Origin of the sequence: Camelimonas abortus (assembly GCF_042432745.1) — a bacterium.
In the GTDB taxonomy this organism is placed as follows: domain Bacteria; phylum Pseudomonadota; class Alphaproteobacteria; order Rhizobiales; family Beijerinckiaceae; genus Camelimonas; species Camelimonas abortus.
Map to the genome: position 1 here is coordinate 2,393,607 of NZ_JBHLWR010000006.1, position 26,574 is coordinate 2,420,180.

Here is a 26,574-nt window from a genome sequence, read left to right on the forward strand (position 1 = left end):
GTCTCAACCATCGCCCTGCCGGCGCAACGTTGCGAAAGTAGAGGCAAGGCTCCGCCGCGAAAATGCGACAGATCAAAAGCCCGGGACGCGCCCGCGGGCGCGTGCCGGACGAAACCGTCAGCAGGGCTCTCCCGCGAACACCAGACAGGTGTTCTGGCCGCCAAAACCGAATGAATTGGACAGAACGTACCGCACGTTCACATCGCGCGCCACATTGGGCACGACATCAAGCGGAATTGACGGATCAGGCACGTTGTAATTGATGGTCGGCGGCGCCCGCCCATGGGCGATCGTCAGCAGCGAGGCCACCGCCTCCACGGCGCCGGCTGCGGTCAGGGTGTGCCCCACCATCGACTTGTTGGAGGAGATCGGGACGTTCTTCATGCGCTCGCCGAGGACGGCGAGCAGGCCGAGCGCCTCCATCTTGTCGTTTTCCGGCGTGCTGGTGCCGTGGGCGTTCACATAATCGATATCGTCCGGCGAGAGGCCGGCGTCCCGGATCGCGCCCTCGATGGCGGCGATGGCCGGCGCTCCGTCCGGGCTCGACCGGGTGCGGTGGAAGCTGTCGCCCTTTTCGCCGCAGCCCAGCACGAAACCGAGGATTTTCGCGCCCCGGGCGCGGGCGTGGTCATAGTCCTCCAGCACCAGCGCCGCCGCGCCCTCGCCCATGACGAAGCCGTCGCGATTCTTCGAGAACGGCTTCGACGCCCCCTCCGGCGGATCGTTCTGGGTCGAGAGCGCCGAGAGCAGCGAGAAACGGATCAGCGACTCGGGATGAACGGACCCGTCGGTGCCGATGCACAACGCCGCCTGGGTTTCCCCGCGCCGGATCGCCTCGACGCCCAGCTGGATGGAGGTGGCGCCGGACGAACAGGCGGTCGACAGCGAGATGGGAGAGCCTTTCACGCCGAAACGGCGGGCGACGTTCTCGGCGACAGTGCCAAACATGAACAGGTCGCACCAGGACGTGAACTTGCCGGTGCGCGCGCCGGCGAGCAGCGTGGCGTAGGTCACCGGCTGCCCGTCCGCGCCGGCTTCAGCCAGCGCCCGCCGGTGCGGCCACTCCATCTCGACCGGCGGCACCGCAATAAACAGCGGTCCGGGAAAGTCGCCCGGCGCGCCGATATTCGCCTGCCCAATGGCCTCGCTGGCGGCGCGAACGGCCATCTCCTGGGACAGCATCGGCGCACAGCGCGGATCGACGTCGATGAAATCGACGGTCGCGGCGATGGTCGTCTTCAGGCCTTCAACCGGAAAGCGGTTGATGCGGTGAACGCCGGAACGGCCGGCCGTGAGCGCCGCCCAGTTGTCTTCCTTGCCTTCGCCGAGCGAAGTGACGATGCCCATGCCGGTCACCGCCACGAGAGGTCGCCCGGCCCTGTCCCGATGAGGCGTTGTCATTTGAAGCGCTCCGCCGGTTTGATTGGAAGTCAGCGCGAACTGACGCGCGACAGGCGCGCGACGCCCTCGCCGCGTCTGTGCCCCACGCCGGTAACAACGGCTTCATCAAAAAGCCCCCGGGCGAGCGCAGCCGCCGCCAGCCCCACGCCAGCGGGAAACTGCGGTTCGACCAGATGGCCGAACAGGTCTCCCGTGAACCACGTCCGGGCGCCGGGCGCGCGGGCGGCGATGACCTCAAGCTCCTCGGCGGTGACGCCGCCAGCGCCGGTGGCGCCGGAGAAGACCACGCCTCCGGACTGGCCGAACTGCGGCGCGACGCGATCCCACAGCGCCTCCAGCGACTGCTTCACCGCGCCCGGACGCCGCTGGACCATGCCGGCGTCGACGGCGTCGAGCCTGGCGAGCGGCGTCGCGCCGCGGGCCGCGGCGACGTCAGCGGCCTCGACGACGATGAAGGCCGCGCCCGATCCGAGGATGAAGCCCCCGCCCGCCTGTTCGCGCTGCGCCACGGGGCGGAAGCCGCCCTCCTTCCAGAGCCGGTCGGCCATGGCGTAGATCAGCAGCACGTCCGGCCGCTCCGCATTGTAAGAGCCGCCGACCAGGAAGGAATCCGCCTGTCCGGCGCGGATGCGCGCCTCGGCGATGCGCAGCGCGTCCACGCCCGCCTGCTCCTCGCCCATAAAGGTGCGCGAACCGCCAGTGACGCCGTGAACGATCGAGATGTTGCCGGCAAGCAGGTTCGACAGCTGCGCCAGGAACATCGTCGGGCGGATATCGCTCATCAGACGTTCGTTCAGCATCACCCCGGGATTGGGGTGGGACGGCATTTCGGTGAGGATCTGGCCGTCCACCGCGTAATCGCGCTCGCCGCCGCCCGCCGCCACGATCATCTCAAGGCGCCCAAGACGCCCGGCGGCGCCCTTCAGCCCCGCGGCGTCAAGCGCGAGGCCGGCGGCGTAAACGCCGAGCTTTTGCCACGCCTCCATCTGGCGCTGGTCGGCCTTTTTCGGAATCTGCCGTTCGAAGGCCACCTCAACGACGGGATGGACGCTGTAGGGGGCGAAAGTGACGTCATCCACCGGAGGCGCGGCGCCGGCGGTCAGCGCCTCGATATGGGCGTCGACTCCCTCGCCAGCGGACGAGACAATGCCGACGCCGGTAATCCAGATCTCCCGCTCCGTCATTTTGCCTCCGAAAGATCCAGACCGATGTCGTTCGCGCGCTCGCGCATCAGGGCGTCCATGCCGTCCGGGAACGGCAGCAGGCGGAACATCAGCTCCGCGTCGCAGATGGTCCTGCCTTCACTGCGAATGCGCGCCCGCGTAACGGCGTAGCCCGAGCCGGGATGCTCCAGTTGCGCCTCGATTTCAAGCCTGGCACCCGGGCCCACGAACGACCGGAATTTCGCTTTTTCGACGCCAGCCAGGAAGGGCATGCGGTCATAATCGCCAAGCGCCAGCAGGAGATAACCGGACACCTGCGCCATGGTCTCCGTCAGCAGAACGCCGGGCATCAGCGGATAGCCAGGGAAATGCCCCTCAAATACCGGGCTCTCCCCCGGAACCGTGGCCGTCGCGACAAGGCGCTTGTCCCGCCTGTCGAGCTCCAGCACGCGGTCGACCATCCTGAAATATTCGAGTTGCATTGAAGCGCCTTCAGCAGACTGGCGAGCGGATCACCGACATGACCCGCTCTCGCGCCGTTGACAGTTCCGGTGGTCAGCCCTGCTTCGCCGCAACAAGCTGGTCGATCCGGTCACACAGGTTCTTCAGGACAAAATACTCCTCGGCGGGCACTTTTCCTTCGTTGACTTCCTGCGTCCACTGCTCGAGCGGCAGCTTGATGCCGAAGGCCTTGTCGATCGCGAACGCAATATCGAGAAAAGCGAGGGAATCGACGCCGAGATCGTCGATGGCGTGCGATTCCGGCGTGATCTGATCCCGCGGGATGTCACAGGTGTCGGCGATGATATCTGCAACCGTCTCGAACGTGGACGACATGAGGCACTCCTGATTTACGGCACAGGCCTGACGGCGCAGACAGCCATGACCTGCCGGGACCGTTCCAGCCAGACTCCTGTGGCCAGTTTGGGCGTACCTATAACGCCCAACGGGTTCTTGTCCAATGCCCCGTGGCGGCGCCGCGCGCGCGGCGCGCCCGGCGCCGCCAGCCTTCAGCGGCCGGGCGGGCCCCGCCTCACCGGCATGTCCGGACGGGTCGCGTGCGTCCCCGAACGGGCATATCGTCTGGCGCGACGATGGTATATAGCGTCCACGATCAACCCGTCTTGGACGCGGAACGGAGTAACCCGCGTGACTCGCAGTCCCATCCGTCCGGGCCCCGGCCCGGTGGGGGCGCGGCGAGCATCAGGAGCATCATGTCCCTCAAGCCCACCCCCAGAGACTGGCGTCGGGCCCTGCTCGATGCGCGGCAAGGCCTTGCGGCCTGGCATGTCTGGAGCCTTCTGGCCATCACCGACATCCGGCAACGCTACAAGCGGTCGCGCGTAGGCCCTTTCTGGATCACGCTGAGCATGGCGGCGTTCGTCGGCGGCATCGGCGTGGTGTATTCAACGCTGTTCAAGCAAGAAATCGGGACATATCTTCCATATCTTGCCACAAACTATGTGATCTGGACCCTGCTCCAGGGCATCGTTACTGACGCAACGACCGTATTCATTAACTCGGGCGTCTATCTGCGCCAGGAGGCGATGTCAAAGACACTTTTCGCCATGCGGCTTATTGCGCGAAACATGATCATGCTCGCGCATAATATCATTATTATACCGGTCGTCTATATTCTCATGGGCTTCACGCCAGGCTGGGCGACGCTGCTGGCGATTCCCGGACTGATCCTGGTGCTGCTGGCCGCCTATCCGGTGGTCATGCTGATCGGCATGGTTTCGACACGCTTTCGCGACATGCCGGTCATCATCCAGAATATATTGCAGATCGCCTTCTTCCTGACGCCCGTGATGTGGCGGGTGGACCAGCTTGGCGCGGCGGCGCCGTTTGTCGTCGGCTTCAACCCCTTCGCCATCTTCCTGCGGGTGGTGAGCGAGCCGCTGCAGGGCCGCATACCCAGCCTGTGGACGTGGGGCGTCGCCGTGCTGATGATCATCATCCTGTACGCCATCACGGCGCCGCTGTTCGCCCGTCTGCGCGCCCGCATCGTTTACTGGCTGTGAGGACCGTCGATGGCATCAATTGACCTGATCAACGCCTCGGTCGAATTTCCGATCTACAACGCCCGGGGACGGTCCATCCGCCGCAACATTCTCGCACGCGTCGGCGGCACCGTGGCCGCGGACGGCGACGTCGTCTCCGTGCGCGCCCTCAAGGACGTCAACCTGTCGCTGCGGGAAGGCGACCGGCTCGGCGTGCTTGGCCACAACGGCGCGGGCAAATCGACGCTGCTGCGCGTGCTTTCCGGCGCCTATGAACCCAGCTCCGGCGAGGCCAGGATCGAGGGCGCCGTTTCGTCGCTGCTCGACATCACCATGGGCATGGACCCGGAGATGAGCGGCGCCGAAAACATCATCCTGCGCGGTGCGCTGATCGGCATGTCGATCCGGGAGGCGAAAGAAAGCATCGCCGACATCGGCGAGTTCGCCGAAATTGGCGACTTTCTCGACTTGCCGATGCGCACCTACTCGTCGGGCATGAACCTGCGCCTCGCCTTCGCCATTTCGACAGCCATCCGTCCCGACATCCTGCTGATGGACGAACTGGTCAGCGTCGGCGACTCCGCCTTTGCGAAGAAGGCCAGGCAGCGGATCCGCGAGCTGATCGAGAACGCCGGCATCCTGGTGCTGGCCTCGCACGATCCAAAGACCCTGCTTGAATACTGCAACCGCGGCATCGTCATGCGCCACGGTTCAGTCGTGTTCGATGGCGCGATCGAAGAGGCGGTCATTTTCCATCATGGCAAGCTGCCCGACGATGCGGCGGCCCCCGCAGGGGGCGCGTCGCCAGAGACGGAGGCCAGCCCCGCCGCCTCCGCCGCGTCGTGCGCCGGGCCGTCGCCCGACATCGCCGTCGCCGGGAAATCAAAATGAAAACGGCCGGGTTTTTCCCGGCCGTTTCTGATTCTGCCGCAGCCCTGCGGGCCCGCCGCGTTCGTGCGGCGGGCCCGACCTGATCAGGCTGCGAGCTGGCGCAGCACGTAGTGCAGAATGCCGCCGTTGCGGAAGTACTCCAGCTCGTCCAGCGTATCGATACGGCAGATGAGCGGCGTCTCCAGCTTCTCGCCACTGGCGCGGGTGATCTCCGCAACCAGCGTCTGACGCGGCCGCAGCGACTCGCCCAGACCGCGGATGCTGACCGTCTCGTCGCCCTTCAGGCCGAGCGAACGCCAGGTGACGCCCTCGGTGAACACCAGCGGCAGAACGCCCATGCCGACGAGGTTGGAGCGGTGAATGCGCTCGAAGCTCTCGGCGATCACGGCGCGCACGCCGAGCAGGTTGGTGCCCTTGGCCGCCCAGTCGCGCGACGAGCCGGTGCCGTACTCCTTACCGGCGAACACCACCAGCGGCACGCCCTCAGCCTTGTACTTCATGGCGGCGTCGTAGATCGGCATCTGCTCGCCATCCGGATAATGGACGGTGACGCCGCCTTCCACGCCCGGAACCATCTGGTTCTTGATGCGGATGTTGGCGAAGGTGCCGCGCATCATCACTTCATGGTTGCCGCGGCGCGTGCCGTACTGGTTGAAGTCCGCCACGGCGACGCCGTGATCGAGCAGGTACTTGCCGGCCGGGCTGGCCGCCTTGATCGAACCCGCGGGCGAAATGTGGTCTGTGGTGATCGAATCGAGGAACAGGCCGAGAATGCGGGCGCCGACGATGTCCTCCACCGGCCTGGGCGTGCGGGTGATGCCGGCGAAGTAGGGCGGGTTGCGCACATAGGTGGACTTGTCGTCCCACGCATAGGTCTCGCCGCCGGAGACCTGGATCTTGCGCCAGTTCTCGTCGCCGGCGAACACGTCCGCATAGCGCTGCCGGAACAGCTCCTGGGTGATGTTCTCGTCGATGAACTTCTGCACCTCCGCCGTGGTCGGCCAGATGTCGCGCAGATAGACCGGCTGGCCGTCGGAACCGACGCCGAGCGGATCCTTCGTCAGGTCAACCTGCAGCGATCCGGCCAGCGCGTAAGCGACGACGAGCGGCGGCGACGCGAGGTAGTTGGCGCGAACGTCAGGATTGACGCGGCCCTCGAAGTTGCGGTTGCCGGACAGAACGGCGGCCGCGACGATGTCGTTGTCGTTGATCGTCCTGGAGATCGCCGCCGGCAGCGGGCCGGAGTTGCCGATGCAGGTGGTGCAGCCGAAGCCGACGAGGTTGAAGCCCAGCTTGTCGAGCTCGGCCTGCAGGCCAGAACGGGCGAGATACTCGGCCACAACCTGCGAACCGGGCGCCAGCGAGGTCTTGACCCACGGCCTGGAGCGCAGTCCCCTGGCCGCGGCGTTGCGGGCCAGCAGGCCGGCGCCGATCATCACGCTCGGGTTCGAGGTGTTGGTGCACGACGTGATGGCGGCGATGACCACGTCGCCATGACCGAGGTCAAAGTTCTCACCCTCGACCTTGAAGCGCTTCGCCAGCTCGCCGGCCTTGTTGAACTCGGTCTCCATGGAGGCGATGAAGCCCTGACGGGCCTCGCTCAGGAGGACGCGATCCTGCGGACGCTTCGGACCGGCCAGCGAGGGCTGCACGTCGCCGAGGTCGAGGTGGAGCGTGTCCGTAAACACCGGATCCGGCGTGTCAGCGGTACGGAACAGACCCTGGGCCTTGGCGTATTCGGCGACGAGCGCAACGCGCTCAGGCGCGCGACCGGTCTTGGCCAGCCAGTCGACGGTGGCCTGGTCGATCGGGAAGAAGCCGCAGGTCGCGCCATATTCCGGCGCCATGTTGCTGATGGTGGCGCGGTCCTCAACGGTCATGGCGTCGAGGCCGGGACCGTAGAACTCCACGAACTTGCCCACCACGCCGCGCTTGCGCAGCATCTGCGTGACGGTGAGCACGAGGTCGGTGGCGGTGACGCCCTCACGCAGCTTGCCGGTGAGGCGGAAGCCGATGACCTCAGGGATCAGCATGGACAGCGGCTGGCCAAGCATGGCCGCCTCGGCCTCGATGCCGCCGACGCCCCAGCCCAGAACCGCCACGCCGTTCACCATGGTGGTGTGCGAGTCGGTGCCCACCAGCGTGTCCGGGTAGGCGACTTCGACCCCGTCGTCATTCCGGGTCCAGACCGTCTGCGACAGGTACTCGAGGTTCACCTGATGGCAGATGCCCGTGCCGGGGGGCACGACGCGGAAATTGTTGAACGCCTCGGAGCCCCAGCGCAGGAAACGGTAACGCTCTTCATTGCGCTGGTACTCAAGCCGCACGTTGTCGGCGAACGCTTTCGGCGTGCCGAACTCGTCGACGATCACGGAGTGGTCGATGACCAGATCCACCGGAACCAGCGGGTTGATCTTCACCGGATCGGCGCCAAGCGCGTTCATGGCGTCGCGCATGGCGGCGAGGTCCACCACCGCCGGAACGCCGGTGAAGTCCTGCATCAGCACGCGCGCGGGACGGAAGGCGATCTCGCGCTCTTCCGAACCACGGTTATTGACAAAGGCCGCCACCGCCAGAATGTCATCCCTGGTGACGGAGCGGTCATCCTCAAACCGCAGCAGGTTCTCGAGGAGCACCTTCAGCGAGAAGGGCAGACGCGACACGTCCGGCAGACCGTTCTTCTCCGCCTCGGGAAGCGAGTAGTAGGCATAGGTCTTGCCGCCGACCGTGAGCTGCTTGCGGCTTTTGAAACTGTCCAGTGAGGTCATGACGCATCCTGAGCGTGACTGCGGGGCCGGCCAGACCGTACGCCTGCGTGCGATGGCGAAGGCGTATGACCAGCCACCTTCCGGAAATCAGCAGGTCTCTGGCGACCGGAAGAGCCCCGGTCGCCGGACCCGGTGCGCGCCGCTCCGGGAGTGCCCGGGCCCGCGCGTCACGCGCGCGGCGCAGCCGGGTCTGTCTATAGTGCCTTTCGATGTCTTTCGCCATAGGCGGGAGTCATTCCAATCTGCGCGGCCGTCAGGCGCGCATGCAGCAAAACGCCCGCAATTGCGGGCAGGCCTGCTCCGTGGCACACAGCCACGCATGATCCTTACGGCTGACAACCTTTCGTGCCGCCGCGGCGGTCGCCTCATTTTTCGCGACGTTTCATTTCGCGTCAGCGCCGGCGAGGCGCTGGTCGTGACCGGCGACAACGGCGCCGGAAAATCAACCCTGATCGCCCTGATCGCCGGCCTGCTGACGCCGGCGTCGGGAGCCATCCGGCTGGTCGGCGCTCCCGGCGGCCGGGAGCTGCGGGAAATGATCGGCCTGATGGGCCACCGCGATGGCCTGAAGCCTTCGCTGAGCGTGCGGGAAAACCTGGACTACGCGCGCAGGCTGCTGGGCGACTCGGCCATTGGCGCGCCGGAAGCGCTGGAGCGCGTCGGCCTCGTCCACGCCCTGGACATGCCCGTGGAGCACCTGTCCGCCGGGCAGAGACGGCGCGTGTCCCTCGCCCGGCTGTTATGTTGCGACCGTCCGCTGTGGCTGATGGACGAACCTGCGGGCGCGCTCGATTTCCGGTCGCTGCAGGCGCTGACCCGCCTGATGCAGGACCATCTCAACGCCGGCGGCATGATCATCGCCGCCACCCATCAGGATCTCGGTCTCAAGGACGCTCTCACGCTCCGTCTCGAGCCAGCCTCCGACCCGGACGCGCCTGAAGCGTTCTGGGAGGATGACGACGCCGACGATGAGCGCCTCATGGGGCTGTCACCTGCGGGAACAGGACGATGACGGCGGCGCTGGGCGCCATATTCACCCGCGACCTGCGGCTGGCCTTGCGTCATGGCGGCGGCGCCGCGCTGGGACTGGTGTTCTTTCTGCTGATCGTCGCCATGACGCCGCTGGCGATCGGTCCGGATCCCCGGCTGCTTGCGCGCATCGGCCCCGCCATGCTCTGGCTCGCGGCGGTGCTCTCCACGCTGCTCGGCCTGGACCGGCTGTTCCAGCAGGACGTCGAGGATGGTTCGCTCGATCTCCTGCGGCTCGCCGCCACGCCGCTGGAGCTGGTCGTGCTGGCCAAGGCGGCGGCGCACTGGGTCGTCACCGGTTTGCCGCTGGCGATCGCGGCGCCGCTCTACGGCCTGCTGCTGGCGCTGACCCCGGCGGAAATGCTGGCCGTTTCCGTGACCTTGCTGGTCGGCACGCCGGCGCTGGTGTTCATTGGCGCCGCAGGCGCGGCGCTCACCGCCGGCATGCGTCGCGGCGGCCTGCTTCTGGCCATTATTTCGTTGCCATTAATGGCGCCCGTGCTGATTTTCGGCGTTTCCGCGACGCAGGCGGCGACGGACGTGACGTCGCCCTTTTTGCAACCAGTGCTGTTCCTGTCCGCGCTCGTGCTGTTCTCGGGCGTGACAGGATGCGTCGCCGCGGCGGCGGCGCTGCGCTCGGGAGGTTGACCTGGCGCGGCGGCTTGCGCCACCTGTCAGATGAAACGGACAACGCCTGCTTGCGGCCCAGCCGGAGCAGCTCACGACAGCAACAGGAAATTTCATGTCCAGGCGCTTTTTGGTCACGGGCGGCGCAGGCTTTATCGGCTCCGCGGTGGTCCGCAAGCTGATCCGCGAAACCCCGCACCACGTGCTCGTCGTCGACGCGCTCACCTATGCCGGGAACCTCGATTCGCTCCGGCCGGTTGCGGACAGTCCCCGCTACCGTTTCCTGCACGCCGACATCCGCGAACAGGCGGCCATGCAGGCGGCGATCCGGGAGTTCCGGCCTGACGTCATCATGCATCTCGCGGCGGAAAGCCACGTCGACCGCTCCATCGATGGGCCGGCGGAGTTCCTCTCCACCAATGTGACCGGCACGTTCACGCTGCTGCAGGCGGCGCTGGACTACTGGCGCAGCCTGGACGGCGCGGGCAGGGCGACGTTCCGCTTCCATCACATCTCGACGGACGAGGTGTTCGGCTCGCTCGGCGACGAGGGCTACTTCCGGGAAGATTCGCCCTATCAGCCCAACTCGCCCTATTCGGCGTCGAAGGCAGCTTCGGACCACTTCGTGCGCGCCTGGCACCACACCTATGGCCTGCCGGTGGTGATCACCAACTGCTCGAACAACTACGGCCCCTATCATTTCCCGGAGAAGCTGATCCCGCTGATGATCATCAACGCGCTCGAAGGAAAGCCGCTGCCGGTTTACGGCAAGGGCGAGAACGTGCGCGACTGGCTGTACGTGGATGATCACGCCGACGCGCTGGTTCAGGTGGCGACCCGGGGCCGCAATGGCGAAAGCTACAACATCGGCGGCTGGAACGAGCGCAGGAACATCGACGTGGTGCGCGCCATCTGCGCGCTGCTGGACGAGCTGTCGCCGGAAACCGCGCATGGCGGCCATGAGCGGCTGATCACCTGGGTGGCTGACCGGCCGGGCCATGACCACCGTTACGCCATCGACGCCAGCAAGATTGAACGCGAGCTCGGCTGGAAACCGAAGGAGACGTTCGAAAGCGGTCTGCGGCGCACTGTCGAGTGGTATCTCGCGAACCGCGAATGGTGGGAGCGGGTGCGCTCCGGCGTCTATCGCGGCGAGCGGCTGGGCCTGGCTGTCTGATCCCCCATCCGCACAGATTTCTCCAGCAAGAGCTGTCTCATGGTTTCCGTCGTTCCCACCGAGATTCCGGACGTCAAGATCATCACGCCCAGACGTTTCGCCGACGAACGCGGCTTCTTCAGCGAAACGTGGAACAGCGCCGCGCTGAAGGAGGCCGGCCTTGATCTGACCTTCGTTCAGGACAACCACTCCCTGTCGCGTCCGGCGGGCACGGTGCGCGGCCTGCATTTCCAGAGCGCGCCCTTCGCCCAGGGCAAGCTGGTGCGCGTGCCCCGCGGCCGGATCCTTGACGTGGCGGTGGACCTGCGGCGTTCCTCGCCCACCTATGGCCGCCACGTCGCGGTGGAGCTGTCCGCCGGGAACTGGCGCCAGCTCTGGATTCCGGTCGGCTTCGCCCATGGCTTCTGCACCCTGGAGCCGGATACGGAGGTCATCTACAAGGTAACCGCTCCCTATTCGGCGGCCCATGACCATGGCGTGCTCTGGAACGATCCGGATCTCGCCATCGACTGGCCGGTCGCGCCGGAGAACGCGGTGCTGTCGGCCAAGGACCGCAACCAGCCGCGCTTCCGCGACCTGCAACCCTGGTTCGGGTGAGGAGGCGCCCATGCGGCTGCTCGTAACCGGAACCCGCGGCCAGGTGGTGACGGCGCTCCTTGAGCGCGCGGCCGCCGCCGGCGACGTCGACGTCATCGCGCTTGGCCGGCCGGAACTCGATCTGGCCGAGCCGGAGCAGGCGGCGCGCGCGATCGCCGCGCAGGATTTCGACGTGCTGGTGAACGCCGCCGCCCATACGGCGGTGGACCGCGCGGAATCGGAGCCGAAGCTGGCGCACCGGATCAACTGTGACGGCGCGGCCGCGGCGGCGCGCGCCGCCGCTTCGCGCGGCACCCCGATCATTCAGCTGTCCACGGACTATGTGTTTAATGGACGAAAGAACGGCGCGTGGACGGAAGATGATCCAGCGGATCCCCTCTCCGCCTATGGCCGTTCAAAACTGGCCGGCGAACAGGCGGTTCTCGCCGGCAACCCGAACGCGGTGATTCTGAGAACGGCGTGGGTTTACAGCCCGTTTGGCGCGAACTTCGCCAGGACCATGCTTCGCCTCGCGCAAACCCGCGATGCGGTGTCCGTCGTCAGCGACCAGACCGGAACGCCGACCAACGCGCTCGACATCGCCGACGGCGTCATCGCCGTGGCCCGCAACCTGCTGCGGGAGCCGCAACGGCGGGAGCTGTACGGGGTGTTTCACCTGTCGGCGCGTCCCGGCGACGTCCCTCCCACGTGGGCTGATTTCGCCGAAGAAGTATTCGCCGCCTCCCGGCGCTTCGGCGGCCCATGCGCGCAGGTGCGCCGCATCACCACCGCGGAATATCCGACGCCGGCCGCACGCCCGGCCAATTCGCTGCTGGACTGCAGCCGCCTGGCGCGCGTTCACGGCGTCGTTCCGCCGGAATGGAAAGCTTCAGTTCCCGAAACGGTCCGGCGCATCCTGCAGGGGTAAGCGCGCCCTGCCGGCGGAGGTTCAGGCGCCGCCAGCGAAGGCCGCGACGTCAGGCCCTGAGACGGCGCGTCGCCAGGCGGCCACGGACCTGACACCCTCGCGCAGGGGAATGCGCGGGCGCCAGCCCAAGGCCCTGATGCGCGTGCTGTCCAGCGTCTTGCGCGGCGCGCCGTCGGGCCGCGTCCGGTCGAACACGATGCGCCCGCGGTAACCCACGGCGTCCGCGACCACATGCGCCAGGCTGGCGATGGAAATTTCTTCACCCGAACCAATGTTGAGGGGCGCGTCGGCGGAGTAACGCCACAGGGCCAGCAAAATGGCGTCCGCGCAGTCGTCGACATGGAGAAACTCCCGGATGGCGGCGCCGCTGCCCCACGCCACGCACTGCGCCGCTCCGGAGGCGCGCGCCGCCTCGAACCGGCTGATGAGCGCGGGAATGACGTGACCGCGCTCCCCGTCGAACCGGTCGCAGGGACCATAGAGATTGGTCGGCATCAGGCTGATGAAGTCACAGCCGTGCTGGCGGCGCATCGCCTGCGCCAGCTTGAGACCGGCGATCTTGGCGACTGCATAGGCCTCGTTGGTCGGCTCCAGAGGCCCGGACAGCAGCGGGTCCTCCCTGACCGGGCACATGGCCGCGCGGGGATAGATGCAGCTGGAGCCAAGGAACGCCAGTTTACGCACGCCGGCGACGCGCGCCGCTTCCAGCAGGTTCAGGGATATGGAAAGGTTGTCGGCGAGATAATCCGCCGGCCGGCGCACGTTATCGGCGATGCCGCCGACAGTGGCGGCGGCGACGATGACCGCGTCCGGCCGGCAGGCGCTCATCCATTCATGCACGTCCGCCTGACGCCGCAGGTCGAGGACGGCCCGCTCCGCCGTGACGACACGACATCCCAGCGCGGCGAGCCGCCGGCACAGGGCGCTGCCCACCAGGCCGCGATGCCCGGCGACGTAAATTGTCGCGCCCGCCCACGCGGCGCTGAATCCGTCCAGAATACCCGGAGCAGAAATATTGTCGGCGCGCCGAAAATCACAATCGTCCACGATTGCCCCCGCACCATGAACTATTTCAATTTACTTATAATATAAATGTAACTCCAAATAAACAATCCATGACGACGCGCCGCTCGTCATGGCGGACACGAAAACCACGGCTGACGGCGGAACGCGCCGCCTGCGACGAACAGGTCGCGGGGATGGTCCGGATCAGCCCCGGGCGATGCTGGCGAGACCGGCGGCGCGGCGCGCCATGAAGCGGCGAATTCCGGGCGCGCGACCAACCAGCCGGGCGCCCACGCCCCGCAACAGCCGCAGGGGAGCGACGTCGTTGGAAAACAGGCGGTTGATCGCGTCGGTGGTGAGGGCCATCGCCATCACGTCCGCACGCCGGCGCCGGTCATATTCACGCGCCGTTTCGCCGTCCGCCGCCGGCAATCCCAGCCGTATGGCGCGGACCACCAGCTCCTCAAGGGCCATCACGTCGCGCAGCCCGAGATTCAGCCCCTGGCCGGCGATCGGATGCACCTGATGGGCGGCGTCGCCCGCCAGAACCATGCCCGGCGCATGGAACCGGCGCGCCACGCCCAGGGACAGGGGAAACACGCCCACCGGATAATGGTCCAGATGCAGCGAGCCCCGCTCGAGACCGAAGCGGCGACGGATCTCCGCAAGCAGATCCTCCCGGTCGAGGGCCCGGATGGCCGGAATGTTTTCGTCCCGCTCGCTCCAGACGATCGACGACCGGTTTCCGGTCAGCGGCAGGATGGCGAAGGCGCCAGACGGCAGGAAATGCTGGGTCGCCACGCCGTGATGGGGGCGCGAATGGCTGATGGTGGCGACGACGCCGGACTGGCCATAGCTCCAGCCGTACCATTCGATTCCGGCCTCGGCGCGCAGGCTGGAGCGCGCGCCGTCCGCGGCGACAAGCAGATGCGCGGTCATGGTCTCGCCGCCATCGAGCCGGGCGACGCCCGCGCCGCCGCTGGCCATGACATCCGCGTTCCAGCGCACGACCCGCCGCGCCAGCAGGATGACGCCCGCCAGCCGGGCCTGCTCCAGCAATGCGTCGGCCACATCGTCATTGGCGACCATATGCGCCAGGGGTTCGCCTTCCGCCGGATCGGCGTCAAAACCAAACAGCGCCGACCGGACAGGATCCTCAAGCGCGCTGTCCGTCAGCCGCATCGCCGTGACCGGCTGCGCTTCCGGCGCCACCCTCGTCCAGGCGCCGGTCCGCTCGAGCAGCCGGCGACAGTCGGGAGCAAGCGCCGAAACCCGCAGGCCCCGGAGACTCTCCGGGCGCGTCGCGAACAGGGCGGGATCGGCGACCACGACGTCCGCCGCCGCGCCAAGCTCCCGCTTCAGCGCGACGGCCAGGGTCAGACCGACAATACCGCCGCCGGCGATGAGGATGGTCTGCGCTGAAAAAGCCATTTCGCTCTCCTGCTGGCCCGCCCTGCCGGCGACCGCCCCGGAGGGCGCCCGGAGAAACACGGCCGGGTTGCGGCGGGCGGGAATGACAGTTCGCCGCCCGACAGGCACACTCATGTCCAGCCACCTCGGGCGCCTGCTCCCGTCACGACCGGGACGCCGGCTCCGCATGCAAGGGAACGGGGGCGACCATGAGCAAAGCCATAGACAACCTGCTGTCGATCCTGGACCTCGAGCCCATAGAAGTTAACCTGTTCCGTGGCCGCAGCCCCCAGGACAGGTGGCAGCGGGTGTTCGGCGGCCAGGTGATTGGCCAGGCGCTTGTCGCAGCCTGCCGCACGGTCGAACAGCGCACGCTGCATTCCATGCACTGTTACTTTCTGCTGGGCGGCGATCCGCGCGCGCCCATCGTATATGAGGTGGACCGGATCCGCGACGGGCGCAGCTTCACCACCCGCGGCGTGAGCGCCATCCAGCACGGCCGGCCGATTTTCTCGCTGACCGCCTCGTTCCATGTGGAGGAGACCGGGCTGGAGCATATGGAGCCGCCGCCGGAAGTTCCCCCGCCCGAGGATCTGCCCGGCCAGTCCGACATCGATCCGGCGCTGCTGGCGCGCATGCCGGAGAGCCAGCGCCGCTATTACGCCTCGGCCCAGCCCATCGAAATCCGGGCGGTTGATTACCAGCACTACTTCTCACGCTATTTTGCGCGCGAACCGACGACGCTGCCATTCTGCGTCTGGATCAGGGCCACCGACCGCCTGCCGGATGACCTCGCGATCCACCGGTGCGTGCTCGCCTATGCATCGGACATGACGCTGCTCGACGTCTGCCTGTTCCCGCACGGGCGCAGCGTCATCGAGCCCGCCATCCAGAGCGCCAGCCTGGACCATGCCATCTGGTTTTACGGACCGTTCCGGGCGGATGAGTGGTTATTGTATGTGCAGGACTCGCCGGTGGCGGGCGGCGCCCGTGGTCTTTCCCGCGGCAACATTTACACGCGCGACGGCCGCCTGATCGCTTCTGTGGCGCAGGAAGGCCTCATCCGTTTGCGTCCTGACCTCGCAGACGGCTGACCTGCCGCAATGCTGGACGCTGCGCGTATGAAATGCAGGCGCCGGCGCCGCTGATGACTTTTTGGGCGCCGGCGACTGCGGCGCCCTCTTTCTTTTTCGCGCCGTCCCCGGACGCCGGAGAGGCGCGCCGAAGCGCGGCGATGATCTCCCGCCGGGGCAGGAACGCCGGCTGGCGCGCAACACTTTGAATTTTATTGAATTTCAAAAAATCTCGTCAGTTCGCGCGGCGTTCCGGCGCCTGTTGGCGCCGTTATTGCTCTAACCCCGGAGCAAACCCGCAGATGGCCGCATGCCGGCCGTGGCGTGGAGCAACCCGATTGCCGGTCAGGGCGAGTCGCGCCCGCCAGCGATCCGCAGAAAGGGGGAAAGCGATGAAGATCGTAACGGCGATCATCAAGCCCTTTAAGCTTGACGAGGTGCGAGACGCGCTCACGTCCATGGGCATCCATGGCCTGACCGTTACCGAGGTGAAGGGGTACGGCAGGCAGCGCGGCCATACGGAAATCTACCGTGGGGCGGAATATGCGGTGAGCTTCCTTCCCAAGGTGAAAATTGAGGTCGCCGTCCCGTCGTCGCTGGTCGACGCCACGGTTTCCGCCATCGCCGAGGCCGCCCGCACCGGGCAGATCGGCGACGGCAAGATTTTTGTGACGCCGATCAGCAAGGCGCTCCGGATCCGCACCGGAGAAACTGACGAAGACGCCCTGTGACGCCTTGGCGGCGATCCTGTTCTGGAGATCTACACATGACGGTCACGCCCAATTGGGGAAGCGCGAGGCGCGCTTCGCAGATCGCATCAATCGCAATCGCCGGCGCCGGACTTGCGTCCCTGGCCACCCCGGCCCTCGCGGCGGCTCCCGAGCCCGCCAAGGGCGACGTCGCATGGATGGCCGTATCGACCATCCTCGTTCTTGCGATGTCCATTCCGGGCCTTGCGCTGTTCTACGGCGGTCTCATCCGCACCAAGAACATGCTCTCGGTTCTCACCCAGGTCCTGTCCATCGTCTGCCTCGCGTCGCTGATCTGGGTCTGCTACGGCTACTCGCTGGCCTTCACCGATGGCGGCGCGATGAATGACTTTGTCGGCGGCTTCTCGAAGGCGTTCCTTTCGGGCGTCGACGCCAGCAGCACCGTCGGCACCTTCTCGAACGGAGTGGTCATTCCGGAATACGTCTATCTGGCGTTCCAGATGACTTTCGCCTGCATCACCCCGGCGCTGATCGTCGGCGCCTTCGCCGAGCGCACCCGCTTCCCGGCCGTGCTGCTGTTCACCGCCCTGTGGCTGACTTTCATCTACTTCCCGATGGCCCACATGGTCTGGTACTGGGCCGGTCCGGACGCGATCGCCGACGCCGCCCGCGAACTGGCCGTCGCCACCACCGAGGAGGCCAAGGCGGCCGCCCAGGCCAAGCTTGACGCGGTGAACGCTGACGCCGGCATGCTGTTCAAGTGGGGCGCGCTGGACTTCGCTGGCGGCACCGTGGTGCACATCAACGCGGGCATCGCCGGTCTGGTGGGCTGCATCCTCGTCGGCAAGCGCATCGGCTACGGCCGTGAGCTGATGGCTCCGCACTCGCTGACCATGACCATGATCGGCGCCTCGCTGCTGTGGCTCGGCTGGTTCGGCTTCAACGCCGGCTCCAACCTGGAGGCCAACAGCGGCGCCGCCCTCGCCTTCCTGAACACCTTCGTGGCCACCGCCGCCGCCGGTCTGGGCTGGCTGGTCGCCGAGTGGGCGGTGAAGGGCAAGGCCTCGCTGCTGGGCCTGGCTTCCGGCGTCGTCGCCGGTCTGGTGGCCGTCACTCCGGCCGCCGGCTTCGCCGGTCCGATGGGCTCCATCGTGCTTGGCCTGCTCGCCGGTCCGATCTGCTTCTTCTTCTGCACCACCGTGAAGAACGCCTTCGGCTACGACGACACGGCGGACGTGTTCGGCGTGCACTGCATCGGCGGCATCGTCGGCGCCATCGCCACCGGCATCCTGGTGGCGCCGGAGCTGGGCGGCGTCGGCCTGGTGGACTACGCCACAAACCCGGGCACTGCTTCGCCGGCCCCGTACGCCATGGGCGCCCAGGTCTGGGCGCAGATCAAGGGCGTAGTGTTCACCCTCCTGTTCTCGGGCATCGGCTCGGCCATCCTCTTCAAGATCGTCGACCTGATCATCGGCCTGCGCGTCTCGGTGGAGGAAGAGCGCGAGGGTCTGGACATCACCGATCACGGCGAGCGCGCCTACAACTACTGATCCGGCGGATGGCCGGACGCAACATCCGGCCATCATCCGGCACGACGGCGAAAGGCCCCGCACGGGGCCTTTCGCATTTGCATAACCGACTGAAAAGGAAGGGTTAAGCGCCCCTTAACCCGATCTGGCTAGCCTGCATGCCCGGTATCAAGGAGTCGCCAGGTCGGCATGCGCATCGTCAGACGTCCTTCCTCTCCCGCCCAGGATCTCCTGCTGGCCTTCCGCCATTTTCTCCGGCGCAGGGCCTGCGATCTCGCAGGCGTCGCCCTCATCGTGTTCTCCATCATAACGGCGATCGCCCTCGTCACCTGGTCCGTCACCGATCCAAGCCTCACGCACGCCACCGATGGTCGCGTGGCCAACTGGCTGGGCGTGCCCGGCGCCATTTTCTCGGACATGGCGATGCAGCTGCTGGGGCTGGGCTCGGTGGCGTGGCTGCTGCCGGTCGCGGTATGGGGCGTGGCGCTGGTGTCGCGTCGTCCGCTGCACGGCATGAAGTGGCGGATTCCGCTGTGGCTGCTCGGCGCGTTCGCCGCCGCCGGCGTCGCCAGCTCCCTGCCTGCGCCTGGCGGCTGGCCGCTGCCGACGGGCCTCGGCGGCGTGATTGGCGACGCCATGCGCTCCGCCGCCGGCGCCGTGTTCGGTTTTCTGGGCGGCGTCGCGCCGGTGCTGGGGGCGCTGGCGCTCGCGGCCTGCGCCATCCTCGCCCTCAGCGCCGCCTGTGGCTACGGTTTTGACGAAGCGCCGGCGGCCGGTGACCCCGGAGAGACCGAAGAGGACGGGCCGCGGATCCGCTCCGCCAGGGAAACTGATGACGAGCCCGGTCTCGGCATTGTGTCGCTGGGCGCGATCGTCCACGGTTTCATGATGTTCAAGGCGGCGATCGCCCGTCGCCGCATGCGCCGCCAGCACGCGGCCGCCAGCCTCGCGCCGGCGCGTCAGGCGCCTCAGGGTCCGTCCCGTCGTGTTGAGCCGGCGGTGTTTCCGGAACCTGCCGCGCCTTTCGCAACTCCAGAGCCGTCATTCGCCACGCCAGCAGCGCCGGCTGCACAGGACGCGGCCCAGCCTTCGCGGGTCCGCATGCCGCCGTCCTGGGACAGGCCGGAAGCTCCCGCCCAGACGCGGCTTGGCCCGATCGAGCCGCCGTGGCGGCGGGAGGAGGCGCCGTCGCCGGTGCATGAGGCGTTCGCGCCGGCGCGTCACCGCACGGAGGCTGCGGTTCACGCGGTCGCTCCCGCAGCAGCCCCGGCTGTCGCAGGCCACCCGGTGGCCGCGCCTGCGGCCCAGCCGGTCTGCGCGCCGCAGCCGGCGGTCGCTCCGCAACAGCGCCTGCGCCAGGAAGTTGCGCCGCAGGAGCCTCTTGTTGCAGCCGCGCCGCGCGTCAATGTCGCCGCAACAGCGGGAACGGCTGCGGCCCCGGCCGTCGCCACGACTGCGACTGCGGCCAGGGCCGAGCCGCCGGCGGCGGCCATCGCCGCCGCCGCCGAACTGTCCTCGCGCTTCGCCGCGCTGGTTCGCAAGCGCCGCGCCGCCGCAGAGGCTGCGTCCGGCCCCGCCGCGGACGCCGGGCAGGCCGCGCTGGCGGATGCGGAGGAGCAACAGGAGCAGACAGATGCGGACGTGACGGCGGAACGCGGCCAGCCGGAAGCCGCGCCGCAGACGTTTGTCCTCCACCGCAGGCGGCGCCAGCAGGTGGAGGAAGCCGGAGCCGCGCAGGCCGGCGACGGCGCGCCGGACGATGCTGACGACAACGATCAGGACGACGCCGCGCAGGCCGCGACGGATGATGATGACCTGCCGCCGGAGGCGGGCGTGCGGGTGACTGCCTCCGCGCCAAGCTTCCGCCCCGCGCCGCTGCCGGTGTCTCCGCCGACAGAGCTGAAGAACGCCGTGCCGGCGAACGACTGGCGTCACGAACGCCCGGCCGCCGCGACGGCGCCGGCGAGGGTCGCCCCTGCGCCCGCGCGCACGGCCGGCGCGGCGACGGCGGACTCCTACCAGCTGCCGGACCTCGCCCTGCTGTCCGAGCCCCGCCAGCCCAGCGCCAGCGCCCGCCTTTCGGTCGACGCGCTGGAGCAGAACGCCACCTTGCTTGAGGGCGTGCTGGAGGACTTCGGCGTCCGCGGCGAGATCATCAACGTCCGTCCTGGACCGGTGGTGACGCTTTACGAGCTGGAGCCGGCGCCCGGCACCAAGTCGTCGAAGATCATCTCGCTGGCGGATGACATCGCCCGCTCCATGAGCGCCATTTCCGCCCGCGTCGCGGTGGTGCCAGGACGCAACGCCATCGGCATCGAGCTGCCCAACGCCCACCGGGAGACGGTGTTCCTGCGGGAGCTGCTGGCCAGCGACGAGTTCATCAACTCCAAGTCCCGCCTTGGCCTTTGCCTTGGCAAGACCATTGGCGGCGAACCGGTGATCGCCGACCTCGCCCGCATGCCCCACCTGCTGGTGGCCGGCACCACCGGCTCGGGCAAGTCGGTGGCGATCAACACCATGATCCTGTCGCTGCTCTACCGGCTGCGGCCGGACGAGTGCCGCCTGATCATGGTGGATCCCAAGATGCTGGAGCTGTCGATCTACGACGGCATCCCGCACCTGCTGACGCCGGTGGTCACCGATCCGAAGAAGGCCGTCGTCGCCCTGAAGTGGGCGGTCCGCGAGATGGAGGACCGCTACAAGAAGATGTCGAAGATGGGCGTGCGCAACATCGACGGCTTCAACGCGCGCGTGGCCGAGGCGAAGCGCAAGGGCGAGGTGATCACCCGCACCATCCAGACCGGCTTTGACAAGGAGACGGGCGAGCCGATCTTTGAAGAAGAGGTGATAGATCTCGATCCGCTGCCCTACATCGTCGTCATCGTCGACGAGATGGCCGACCTGATGATGGTGGCCGGCAAGGAGATCGAAGGGACCATCCAGCGTCTCGCCCAGATGGCCCGCGCCGCCGGCATCCATGTGATCCTGGCGACGCAGCGCCCGTCCGTGGACGTGATCACCGGCACCATCAAGGCCAACTTCCCGACGCGCATCTCCTTCCAGGTCACGTCGAAGATCGACAGCCGCACCATTCTGGGCGAGCAGGGCGCCGAGCAGCTGCTCGGCCAGGGCGACATGCTCTACATGGCCGGCGGCGGCCGCATCACCCGCGTGCACGGGCCGTTCGTCTCGGACAACGAGGTCGAGAAGGTCGTCGCTCACCTCAAGTCCCAGGGCCGGCCGCAATATCTGGACGCCGTCACGGCCATGGACGAGAGCGAGGCGGACGACGGCGGCTCGGTGTTCGACCAGACGGGAATGGGAGCTTCAGGCGCTGGCGACCTGTTTGAGCAGGCCGTCGCCATCGTGCTGCGCGACCAGAAGGCGTCCACCTCATACATCCAGCGCCGGCTGCAGATTGGCTACAACCGCGCCGCTTCGCTGATGGAACGCATGGAGCTGGAGGGCATCGTCGGTCCGGCCAATCACGCCGGCAAGCGCGAGATCCTGGTGCAGGCTCCGCGTCAGGACGAGGAGTGAGGCGGCGTTCGCAATGTCGCCTTCCTGCCCCCATATCTGTCTGGCGACGGCCCGCGCCCGCCGGGCCGACGCCGGATGGCCGGAGTGACTGCTGGATGAGAAAAACGGACGCCGCCATAACCAGGCCGACTCCTCCCCCCGCCGCGCGAGCGCGCGCAAACCGCCGGCGCGCCGGCCTGTGCGCTGTCATGGTTATGCTCGCGGCCGGCGTGCTCCCGGTTCCGGCGTCCGCCCAGATCCAGTGGAATCCGTTCAAGCCGGGCTTCGGCAAACCCGTCCAGCCCGAGCCGGCGCCGGCGCCAGAAGCGCCGCCGCCACCGCCTCCTGCTGCGGTGCGCCAGCCCGCGCCGCCCCCGCAGCCAGCCGCCCCGAGGCCGCCGGCGGCGAGCGGCGCGCCCAGGCCCATGGCCGTGGCGCCCCTGCCGCCGCGACGGCCGCAAGACCTTGGCGGCGCAACCGCCGCGGCGACGCCAGCCAGGACGCCCGGACAGGGCGCGACCGTCGCCAGGGCCGTGGAGGCGGCAAAGGCGGCGGCGCGCGGCGGCGGCTACCCGGCGCCGAAAACGCCGGCGGAGGCGCTTGCGCGGGTCAATAACTGGCTGAACGCCTTTGAGGCCATCCAGGCGCGCTTCGTGCAGCACGACGCGCGCGGCCAGAAGGCGGAAGGTTCGCTCTACGTCCGCCGCCCGGGCCAGCTTGTCTTCAAATATGATCCGCCGAGCACGCTGGAGATCGTCGCCGACGGCAAGTCCGTGGCGGTGCGCGACAGCAAACTGCGCACCAATGACGTATACTCCATCGGCCAGACGCCGCTGAAATTCCTTGTCAAGGATCACGTCGATCTGGCCAGGGACACCAACGTACTTAACGTCTCCACGGACGCGGACGGCATCGTCCGGGTGGCGCTGTCGGACTCCTCCACCCTTGGCGGAACCTCGAAAATCACCCTGATCTTCGACTCCCGCAAGGACGAGCTCAGGCAGTGGAACATCATTGACCCACAGGGGTTCCAGACCTCGGTCGCGCTCCACGACCTGCGGGCGACCATGCGCTGAACCGGCCGAAATTCCGCCCGGGCGGGGCCGCCGGCGGGCGGCTGGCCAGGAGCGGCCGGCGCCTCGACGTTCCGCCGCCGGATTGGTACATCCGCCGGAGTAGCGAACCGGCGCCGCAGGCCGCCCAGGCGCGGACGCCCAACCCCGGACAGACAGTGGCGCTCAAGGTTACCAGCTGGAACATCAATTCCGTCCGCCTGCGCGCGGACCAGGTGCTGCGGCACATCGACGAGGTGGGGCCGGACATCGTCTGCCTGCAGGAAACAAAGTGTCCGGACAGCCAGTTTCCGTCAGCCGCCTTCCGCAGCCGCGGCTATGTTCACATCGCCACCAACGGCCAGAAGGGCTACCACGGCGTCGCCATCCTCTCCCGCATCCCCTTCAGCCAGACCGGCATGATGGCCTTCTGCGGGCAAAACGACTGCCGCCACATTTCGGTGCGCCTGCCGCCGCGTTACTCCAGCCTCGAGATCCATAATTTCTACGTGCCAGCGGGCGGCGACATTCCGGATCCCGAGCTCAACCCCAAGTTCCGTCACAAGCTCGACTTTCTGGCGGAAATGCAGGACTGGATCACCGCGGAGCGACCTGCGGACCGCAACGCCGTGCTGCTGGGCGACCTGAACATCGCGCCGCTCAGGTCAGACGTGTGGAACCACAAGGCCCTGCTCAATGTGGTCAGCCACACGCCGGTGGAGACGGACATGCTAGAGACCATCCGCTCCAGCGGCGGCTTCGTCGACGCGGTGCGCGCGCTGGCGCCGGAGCCTGAACCCATTTTCACGTGGTGGAGCTATCGGGCGAAAGACTATCTCGCCAGCAACCGCGGCCGGCGGCTCGATCACATCTGGCTGTCGCCTTCCGTCATGCCGGCGCTGCAGGGATATCTGGTTTCAGCCCAGGCGCGCGGCTGGGAGCGGCCGTCCGACCACGTTCCGGTGACGGTGACGCTCGACATGTGACGGCGACGGGCCGTCATTCTGGCGGCTGGTCCAGCGCCGCCAGCTTCCTCCCGACCCCGGCCAGCTCCGCGGACATCCGGTTGAGACGGGCTGACACCGCGTCGCGCACGGCCGCCGCTGACCGGGGAAATTCGGTCAGAACGCGGCGAATGATGGCGCGGTCCAGGATGATCACGTCCGTGTCTTCCACGGCCGTCGCGTCAGCAGCGCGGACTGTCCCGACAAACATCGCCATGTCGTCGATCACGGCGCCGGCGGACACGGCGAGGTCCGGCCCGCTCTCCCCCGGTTGCGTCAGCATGATCCGCCCCCGGGCGACCAGCAGCGCGCCCTGGGCCGGTTCGCCGAAACTGAAGATGCGCGCGCCTGCAGGAAAGGTTCGCCGCGGGGCGGCGAAAGCGATCAGGCGGAGCGCGTCGGCCTCGAAACCCGCCAGCTCCGGCGCGCGGGCGATGGTTTCCGCATCATGGTCAAGCGACATCGGCGGTCAACGCCCTCATTGCGAATGAGCGCCGCGTCGGCGCAGACCTCGGAAACACGGTTTCAGGGAGCCAGCCGGTAGCCGCCGGCTTCCGTAAGCAGGATGCGGGCGCGCGAGGGGTCTTCCTCGATCTTCTGGCGCAGCCTGTAAATATGGGTCTCCAGCGTGTGGGTCGTCACGGTGGCGTTATAGCCCCACACTTCCTGCAACAGCGTTTCACGCGTCACCACCTTGCGGTCGGCGCGGTAAAGGAAGCGGAGGATGGCGGTTTCCTTCTCGGTGAGCTTGAGCTTCGATCCGCGGCCGTTGATCAGCAGCTTGGCGCTGGGGCGGAAGGTGTAGGGCCCGATGGTGAACACCGCGTCCTCGCTCGCCTCGTGCTGGCGCAACTGGGCGCGAATGCGGGCGAGAAGGACGGCGAAGCGGAACGGCTTCACGACGAAGTCATTCGCCCCTGCGTCGAGACTGAGAATGGTGTCGGTGTCGGTATCGTAACCTGTCAGGACGATGATCGGGCTCTTGAAGCCGTTCTGGCGCATTTGTCGGACAGCGTCGCGACCGTCCATGTCCGGCAGGCCCAGATCCATGACCACCAGGTCGACGCGACGGTCAGCGACCAGCTTGATTGCGGCTCCGGCAGTTTCGGCGCACTCAACCGAAAACTCATCGTTGAGCAGCAGCTGCTCAGAGAGGGTGTCCCGCAATTCCTTCTCGTCATCGACGATGAGAATGTGGCTACGATGACTCAAGAGATTCTCTCCCCGATGGGCCAGCAATCAGGTAAACCAACTGCGGAGCATCAGGCAACGCGCCTCGCTGACCTGCAGTCCATCCGCCGTTGACCCCGAGGCGCCGCGAATGACACGAACAACATCAATCATCGCCATCCGTCAGGATCCCGGACACCGGCGCACAGCCACACTGACCGCAGGAGCGCTCCGGATACAATGCCACATTGGGCGGAGTCTGATGCGGCCGCAATTGCTCAAGCTTGAAGGGGACGGCGCCACGCCCACCGGCAGGTACCGTCCCGTACGGGTTTACTACCGGAGCGACCGCAACAAAAGACCCGTTACCCGCCTTCCCGTACGTCCGGTCAGACCGTCGGACGGGTGGTGCGACCAGCCCGGCGCGCCGGTCTACAACAGGCCCGTCAGACTGCCCTGCCCCTTCCGGGCGGAGAACATGTGGCGGAGCGACAACCTCTATGATTTTGTTATAGAAATCGATCACAACCGCCGCCCGCGGGTGCAGGGCCGGGGCAGCGCGGTGTTCATCCATGTCGCCAGTCCCGACGGCTCCCCGACAGCAGGCTGCGTCGCGTTGCGTAAAGGCGATATGCTGAAGCTGCTCCGGCTGCTGTCCCCAAATGCGGTCATCGCCATTGGCGACGCCTCGGCGCCGCGCAGGCCAAGGCGCCGGACATGAAGGACGAATCAGCAGCGTTTCACGTTTATGTGAGGACGCAATTCCGGCGGCGCGCAGTCACGCTCGCGCCCCGAAAATGGCGCTGCCGACGCGCACGTGAGTCGCGCCAAGCATGATCGCCTGCTCGAAGTCGCCGCTCATGCCCATGGACAGCTGGCTGAGGCCGTTGCGCTCCGCAATCTTGCGCAGCAGGGCGAAATGAGGGCTCGGCGGATCGGCCACCGGCGGAATGCACGTCAGCCCCTCGATCTGGAGACCAAATTCGTCGCGGCAGGCGGCGATGAACGCATCGGCGCCGGCGGGGCTCACGCCGGCCTTCTGCGGCTCCTCCCCGGTGTTGACCTGGACGAACAGCCGCGGCCGGCGCCCCGACCTCGCGATCTCACGCGCCAGGGCCGCCGCCAGAGACGGGCGGTCAAGCGTCTGGATGACGTCGAACAGCGCCACCGCCTCCCGCGCCTTGTTGCTTTGCAGCGGACCTATCAGATGGAGCTCCACGCCGGGATAGTCGCGCCTCAGCTCCGGCCATTTGGCGCAGGCCTCCTGAACGCGGTTTTCGCCGAACACGCGCTGGCCGGCCGCCAGCACGGGGCGGATCTCCTCCGCGCCAAAGGTTTTTGAGACACAGACCAGGGTGACGGCCGACGCCGGACGGCCGCTTTCCTCCGCAGCGCGGGCGATGGCGCGCCGCACCCCGTCCAGACGGGCCACAATCTGATCACCGCCGTGAGGCCCTGGTTCCCCCGCATGCATGGATGCTTCTCCCTTCGTGACGCGCCCTGCTGATAGCCCAGAACCGTCGCACCGAAAACTGCGGG

At 67.4% G+C, this 26,574-nt stretch carries 23 protein-coding genes and 1 pseudogene; 14 read left to right on the forward strand and 10 right to left on the reverse strand.

Annotated elements, in window-relative coordinates:
* Window positions 1–117: 117 nt before the first annotated feature.
* The 4 genes from ACFFJB_RS12625 to ACFFJB_RS12640 form a co-directional block, all read right to left on the reverse strand.
* The gene (locus ACFFJB_RS12625; RefSeq protein WP_376831710.1) at window positions 118–1,401 is read right to left on the reverse strand and encodes a beta-ketoacyl-ACP synthase; all 1,284 of its coding nucleotides are present in this window, start codon (window positions 1,399–1,401) and stop codon (window positions 118–120) included.
* Between the two features lie 29 nt (window positions 1,402–1,430).
* Complete coding sequence (locus ACFFJB_RS12630) at window positions 1,431–2,585, reverse strand: beta-ketoacyl-ACP synthase (protein ID WP_376831712.1); 1,155 nt, start codon at window positions 2,583–2,585, stop codon at window positions 1,431–1,433.
* Complete coding sequence (locus tag ACFFJB_RS12635) at window positions 2,582–3,046, reverse strand: 3-hydroxyacyl-ACP dehydratase FabZ family protein (protein WP_376831714.1); 465 nt, start codon at window positions 3,044–3,046, stop codon at window positions 2,582–2,584. The genes ACFFJB_RS12630 and ACFFJB_RS12635 overlap by 4 nt, the downstream gene beginning before the upstream one ends.
* A gap of 73 nt (window positions 3,047–3,119) precedes the next feature.
* The gene (locus ACFFJB_RS12640) at window positions 3,120–3,401 is read right to left on the reverse strand and encodes an acyl carrier protein (RefSeq protein WP_376831716.1); all 282 of its coding nucleotides are present in this window, start codon (window positions 3,399–3,401) and stop codon (window positions 3,120–3,122) included.
* A 377-nt stretch (window positions 3,402–3,778) separates the two neighbouring features.
* On the opposite strand from ACFFJB_RS12640, the gene ACFFJB_RS12645 reads away from it, so the two are divergent.
* Entirely contained in the window at window positions 3,779–4,588 is an 810-nt protein-coding gene (locus ACFFJB_RS12645; protein WP_376831718.1) for an ABC transporter permease, read from the forward strand.
* Window positions 4,589–4,747: 159 nt separating this feature from the next.
* Window positions 4,748–5,458, forward strand: a pseudogene (locus tag ACFFJB_RS12650) (ABC transporter ATP-binding protein); the annotation flags it as partial.
* Between the two features lie 83 nt (window positions 5,459–5,541).
* On the opposite strand, the gene acnA reads toward ACFFJB_RS12650, so the two are convergent.
* Window positions 5,542–8,226 (reverse strand): aconitate hydratase AcnA, encoded by a 2,685-nt coding sequence (gene acnA, locus ACFFJB_RS12655; protein ID WP_376831722.1) that lies wholly within the window; start codon window positions 8,224–8,226, stop codon window positions 5,542–5,544.
* Window positions 8,227–8,545: 319 nt separating this feature from the next.
* Here acnA and ccmA point away from each other — a divergent pair, with 319 nt between their 5' ends.
* The 5 genes from ccmA to rfbD all read left to right on the forward strand — a co-directional run bounded on the left by ccmA (window position 8,546) and on the right by rfbD (window position 12,563).
* Window positions 8,546–9,238: a heme ABC exporter ATP-binding protein CcmA gene (ccmA, locus tag ACFFJB_RS12660; RefSeq protein ID WP_376831724.1), complete on the forward strand. Its 693-nt coding sequence runs from the start codon at window positions 8,546–8,548 to the stop codon at window positions 9,236–9,238.
* Window positions 9,235–9,903 carry a heme exporter protein CcmB gene (ccmB, locus tag ACFFJB_RS12665; RefSeq protein ID WP_376831726.1) on the forward strand — a complete coding sequence of 223 codons (669 nt, stop codon included), beginning with the start codon at window positions 9,235–9,237 and terminating at the stop codon, window positions 9,901–9,903. Before ccmA ends, ccmB begins: the two co-directional genes overlap by 4 nt.
* A gap of 94 nt (window positions 9,904–9,997) precedes the next feature.
* Window positions 9,998–11,059 (forward strand): dTDP-glucose 4,6-dehydratase, encoded by a 1,062-nt coding sequence (gene rfbB / locus ACFFJB_RS12670; RefSeq protein WP_376831727.1) that lies wholly within the window; start codon window positions 9,998–10,000, stop codon window positions 11,057–11,059.
* 39 nt (window positions 11,060–11,098) lie between these two features.
* Window positions 11,099–11,656: a dTDP-4-dehydrorhamnose 3,5-epimerase gene (gene rfbC, locus ACFFJB_RS12675; RefSeq protein ID WP_376831729.1), complete on the forward strand. Its 558-nt coding sequence runs from the start codon at window positions 11,099–11,101 to the stop codon at window positions 11,654–11,656.
* A 10-nt stretch (window positions 11,657–11,666) separates the two neighbouring features.
* On the forward strand, window positions 11,667–12,563 hold the full coding sequence (rfbD, locus tag ACFFJB_RS12680) for a dTDP-4-dehydrorhamnose reductase (RefSeq protein WP_376831731.1): 897 nt from the start codon (window positions 11,667–11,669) through the stop codon (window positions 12,561–12,563).
* Between the two features lie 21 nt (window positions 12,564–12,584).
* Here rfbD and ACFFJB_RS12685 read toward each other — a convergent pair whose 3' ends face one another.
* Window positions 12,585–13,577 (reverse strand): GDP-L-fucose synthase family protein, encoded by a 993-nt coding sequence (locus ACFFJB_RS12685; protein WP_376832696.1) that lies wholly within the window; start codon window positions 13,575–13,577, stop codon window positions 12,585–12,587.
* A 195-nt stretch (window positions 13,578–13,772) separates the two neighbouring features.
* Window positions 13,773–14,999, reverse strand: a complete 1,227-nt coding sequence (locus ACFFJB_RS12690; protein WP_376831733.1) for an FAD-dependent monooxygenase — start codon at window positions 14,997–14,999, stop codon at window positions 13,773–13,775.
* Window positions 15,000–15,187: 188 nt separating this feature from the next.
* Here ACFFJB_RS12690 and tesB point away from each other — a divergent pair, with 188 nt between their 5' ends.
* The 6 genes from tesB (at window position 15,188) to xth (ending at window position 23,847) form a co-directional block, all read left to right on the forward strand.
* Complete coding sequence (tesB, locus tag ACFFJB_RS12695) at window positions 15,188–16,072, forward strand: acyl-CoA thioesterase II (RefSeq protein ID WP_376831735.1); 885 nt, start codon at window positions 15,188–15,190, stop codon at window positions 16,070–16,072.
* 371 nt (window positions 16,073–16,443) lie between these two features.
* Window positions 16,444–16,782 carry a P-II family nitrogen regulator gene (locus ACFFJB_RS12700; RefSeq protein ID WP_376831737.1) on the forward strand — a complete coding sequence of 113 codons (339 nt, stop codon included), beginning with the start codon at window positions 16,444–16,446 and terminating at the stop codon, window positions 16,780–16,782.
* 35 nt (window positions 16,783–16,817) lie between these two features.
* The gene (locus tag ACFFJB_RS12705; protein WP_376831739.1) at window positions 16,818–18,311 is read left to right on the forward strand and encodes an ammonium transporter; all 1,494 of its coding nucleotides are present in this window, start codon (window positions 16,818–16,820) and stop codon (window positions 18,309–18,311) included.
* 168 nt (window positions 18,312–18,479) lie between these two features.
* On the forward strand, window positions 18,480–21,830 hold the full coding sequence (locus ACFFJB_RS12710; RefSeq protein ID WP_376831741.1) for a DNA translocase FtsK: 3,351 nt from the start codon (window positions 18,480–18,482) through the stop codon (window positions 21,828–21,830).
* Between the two features lie 404 nt (window positions 21,831–22,234).
* Window positions 22,235–22,885 carry an outer membrane lipoprotein carrier protein LolA gene (locus tag ACFFJB_RS12715; protein ID WP_376831743.1) on the forward strand — a complete coding sequence of 217 codons (651 nt, stop codon included), beginning with the start codon at window positions 22,235–22,237 and terminating at the stop codon, window positions 22,883–22,885.
* 155 nt (window positions 22,886–23,040) lie between these two features.
* Window positions 23,041–23,847: an exodeoxyribonuclease III gene (gene xth / locus ACFFJB_RS12720; protein WP_376831745.1), complete on the forward strand. Its 807-nt coding sequence runs from the start codon at window positions 23,041–23,043 to the stop codon at window positions 23,845–23,847.
* 13 nt (window positions 23,848–23,860) lie between these two features.
* Here the strand turns inward: xth and ACFFJB_RS12725 are convergent, their stop codons facing one another.
* Complete coding sequence (locus ACFFJB_RS12725) at window positions 23,861–24,328, reverse strand: Crp/Fnr family transcriptional regulator (protein WP_376831747.1); 468 nt, start codon at window positions 24,326–24,328, stop codon at window positions 23,861–23,863.
* A 62-nt stretch (window positions 24,329–24,390) separates the two neighbouring features.
* The gene (locus ACFFJB_RS12730) at window positions 24,391–25,077 is read right to left on the reverse strand and encodes a response regulator transcription factor (RefSeq protein ID WP_376831749.1); all 687 of its coding nucleotides are present in this window, start codon (window positions 25,075–25,077) and stop codon (window positions 24,391–24,393) included.
* Window positions 25,078–25,186: 109 nt separating this feature from the next.
* Between ACFFJB_RS12730 and ACFFJB_RS12735 the strand changes: the two genes are divergently transcribed.
* Window positions 25,187–25,756, forward strand: coding sequence for a L,D-transpeptidase family protein (locus ACFFJB_RS12735; protein ID WP_376831751.1), 570 nt, complete (start codon window positions 25,187–25,189; stop codon window positions 25,754–25,756).
* Between the two features lie 57 nt (window positions 25,757–25,813).
* On the opposite strand, the gene ACFFJB_RS12740 is transcribed toward ACFFJB_RS12735, so the two are convergent.
* Window positions 25,814–26,509 (reverse strand): YggS family pyridoxal phosphate-dependent enzyme, encoded by a 696-nt coding sequence (locus ACFFJB_RS12740; protein ID WP_376831753.1) that lies wholly within the window; start codon window positions 26,507–26,509, stop codon window positions 25,814–25,816.
* Between the last annotated feature and the right edge of the window lie 65 nt (window positions 26,510–26,574).

Excerpts from the sequence above, each read along its gene's own strand:
- rfbB (WP_376831727.1), top strand. The coding sequence starts at position 9,998 with ATGTCCAGGCGCTTTTTGGTCACGGGCGGCGCAGGCTTTATCGGCTCC.
- ccmB (WP_376831726.1), top strand. The coding sequence starts at position 9,235 with ATGACGGCGGCGCTGGGCGCCATATTCACCCGCGACCTGCGGCTGGCC.
- ACFFJB_RS12630 (WP_376831712.1), bottom strand. The coding sequence starts at position 2,585 with ATGACGGAGCGGGAGATCTGGATTACCGGCGTCGGCATTGTCTCGTCC.
- acnA (WP_376831722.1), bottom strand. The coding sequence starts at position 8,226 with ATGACCTCACTGGACAGTTTCAAAAGCCGCAAGCAGCTCACGGTCGGC.
- ACFFJB_RS12625 (WP_376831710.1), bottom strand. The coding sequence starts at position 1,401 with ATGACAACGCCTCATCGGGACAGGGCCGGGCGACCTCTCGTGGCGGTG.
- ACFFJB_RS12700 (WP_376831737.1), top strand. The coding sequence starts at position 16,444 with ATGAAGATCGTAACGGCGATCATCAAGCCCTTTAAGCTTGACGAGGTG.
- ACFFJB_RS12725 (WP_376831747.1), bottom strand. The coding sequence starts at position 24,328 with ATGTCGCTTGACCATGATGCGGAAACCATCGCCCGCGCGCCGGAGCTG.
- rfbC (WP_376831729.1), top strand. The coding sequence starts at position 11,099 with ATGGTTTCCGTCGTTCCCACCGAGATTCCGGACGTCAAGATCATCACG.
- tesB (WP_376831735.1), top strand. The coding sequence starts at position 15,188 with ATGAGCAAAGCCATAGACAACCTGCTGTCGATCCTGGACCTCGAGCCC.
- rfbD (WP_376831731.1), top strand. The coding sequence starts at position 11,667 with ATGCGGCTGCTCGTAACCGGAACCCGCGGCCAGGTGGTGACGGCGCTC.
- ACFFJB_RS12635 (WP_376831714.1), bottom strand. The coding sequence starts at position 3,046 with ATGCAACTCGAATATTTCAGGATGGTCGACCGCGTGCTGGAGCTCGAC.
- ACFFJB_RS12645 (WP_376831718.1), top strand. The coding sequence starts at position 3,779 with ATGTCCCTCAAGCCCACCCCCAGAGACTGGCGTCGGGCCCTGCTCGAT.
- ACFFJB_RS12690 (WP_376831733.1), bottom strand. The coding sequence starts at position 14,999 with ATGGCTTTTTCAGCGCAGACCATCCTCATCGCCGGCGGCGGTATTGTC.
- ACFFJB_RS12710 (WP_376831741.1), top strand. The coding sequence starts at position 18,480 with ATGCGCATCGTCAGACGTCCTTCCTCTCCCGCCCAGGATCTCCTGCTG.
- ACFFJB_RS12740 (WP_376831753.1), bottom strand. The coding sequence starts at position 26,509 with ATGCATGCGGGGGAACCAGGGCCTCACGGCGGTGATCAGATTGTGGCC.
- ACFFJB_RS12735 (WP_376831751.1), top strand. The coding sequence starts at position 25,187 with ATGACACGAACAACATCAATCATCGCCATCCGTCAGGATCCCGGACAC.
- ACFFJB_RS12715 (WP_376831743.1), top strand. The coding sequence starts at position 22,235 with ATGGCCGTGGCGCCCCTGCCGCCGCGACGGCCGCAAGACCTTGGCGGC.
- ACFFJB_RS12640 (WP_376831716.1), bottom strand. The coding sequence starts at position 3,401 with ATGTCGTCCACGTTCGAGACGGTTGCAGATATCATCGCCGACACCTGT.
- ccmA (WP_376831724.1), top strand. The coding sequence starts at position 8,546 with ATGATCCTTACGGCTGACAACCTTTCGTGCCGCCGCGGCGGTCGCCTC.
- ACFFJB_RS12705 (WP_376831739.1), top strand. The coding sequence starts at position 16,818 with ATGACGGTCACGCCCAATTGGGGAAGCGCGAGGCGCGCTTCGCAGATC.